We start from the raw sequence: 563 nt of genomic DNA on the forward strand, positions 1-563 counted from the left end.
TGTTGTCTGCATAGAAATATACCTCTTAGAACCAGCCCAAGCACTTTATCCGGATGCGTCTGTGCGTAAGCTAAAGCTAGCGTTGAACCCCAGGAACCACCGAATAATAACCATTTATCAACCCCTAGATGCTGACGCAGCTTTTCCATATCTTCAATCAGGTGCTGAGTAGTATTGTCCTGCAAGCTGGCATGTGGCCGTGATTTCCCACAACCTCGCTGATCAAACAGAATAATGCGATATTTTTCGGGATCAAAGAAACGTCTATGCACCGGTTCACAGCTGGCTCCCGGACCACCATGTAGAAAAACAACCGGGATACCGGCCATGTTGCCGCTTTGCTCAACATAGAGTTCATGAATACTGGAAACCCGGAAATAAAAATGACTATCGGGCTGAATGGCGGGGAAAAGCATGGTTATTTTCCTTGTAGGATTCTCCCTACATTTTCTATCAGGAACTACTGACACAAACGAAGGTTATTAGCACTATGTACAATGAATCAAGCATGACATCATATCACCACGTTCTAAGGATAGAGCCTAAAAGGATTAACCACTGTA

Annotated in this window: 1 protein-coding gene; it reads right to left on the reverse strand. The window is 44.4% G+C overall.

Annotated elements, in window-relative coordinates:
• Positions 1 to 416: alpha/beta fold hydrolase (locus ACQY8X_RS21145; protein WP_428037099.1), on the reverse strand; the 416-nt coding region annotated here is incomplete at its 3' end.
• Positions 417 to 563: the final 147 nt, after the last annotated feature.

It is taken from the genome of Amphritea sp. (assembly GCF_050300915.1).
Lineage (GTDB): Bacteria > Pseudomonadota > Gammaproteobacteria > Pseudomonadales > Balneatricaceae > Amphritea.